This window comes from Devosia sp. A369, from assembly GCF_054489345.1.
Map to the genome: position 1 here is coordinate 1 of NZ_JBTMWV010000056.1, position 1093 is coordinate 1093.

1 protein-coding gene is annotated in these 1093 nt (G+C 61.6%); it reads right to left on the reverse strand.

The window, feature by feature from the left end; all coding sequences use genetic code 11:
* The coding region (gene istA / locus ACX3OZ_RS20850; protein WP_459105508.1) for an IS21 family transposase at positions 1-972 on the reverse strand (972 nt) is incomplete at its 3' end.
* Between the last annotated feature and the right edge of the window lie 121 nt (positions 973-1093).

Genomic DNA, 1093 nt, shown 5'->3' on the forward strand with positions numbered 1-1093 from the left:
ATAATCGTTGGTCTTGTAGCGGACGAGCGATTGGGCCGTTACCTTGACGCCGGCCTGATCGCACGCATCGAAAGGCGACGGCGGCAAGGAACGCATGGCCGCCAGATCCCGCTCCAGGCGCTCGCCGATCGTCTCGCTCTCACCGCGAAGCCTGTCGCGCTGACGTTTGCGGCATTGCTCTTCCAGCCAGCCATTGAACGCCTCCCATGTGGCAAACTGGGGGATCGGCACCATGAAGTTGCGCCGGGCATAGCCGACAAGCCCCTCGACGCTTCCCTTGTCGTTCCCCTTGCCGGGACGGCCGTAGCGATCCCGGATCAGGTAGTGAGACAGAAACCCGCTGAACAACGTGGCGCGCTTGCGCGTGCCGTCGGGCAGGATCTTCGCCACCAGGCAGCGATCATTGTCGTAGACGATCGATTGCGGCACTGCGCCGAAGAAGGCGAACGCATGGATGTGCCCATCCACCCAGGCTTCCGACACCGCCGCCGGATAGGCCCGAACATAGCAGCCGTCGCTATGGGGCAGATCGAGCACGAAGAAATGTGCTTTGCGCTCTACCCCGCCGATGACGACCATTGCCTCGCCGAAATCGGCCTGAGCATGCCCTGGCGGATGCGACAGCGGCACGAACATCTCCTGGCGACGCTGCTCTCGCTCGCGCACGTAATCCTTGATGATCGTGTAGCCGCCGGTGAACCCGCACTCGTCACGAAGCCGGTCAAACACCCGCTTGGCCGTATGGCGCTGCTTGCGCGGCACCGTCACGTCCTCGTCAAGCCAGTGATCGATCCTCGAAACAAACCCATCCAGCTTGGGCCGTCGGATCGGTGACTGACGCTGATAGCCGGGCGGCGTCGAATACGACATCATCTTGGCAACGCTGTCGCGCGATATGTTGAAATGCTTTGCCGCCTGACGCCGGCTCATACCTTCCGAGCAAGCCAGACGAACCTTCAGATATAAATCCACGGTATAGATCCCCAACCCTCCTGCAAGCGTCGCAGAAGGAAGATAGGTGGCCGACTTTTACGCCGCCCGAAGCGGGACTATCCCGCCGCTACCGTGGACTAATTTTGCACCGCCGCTCTCA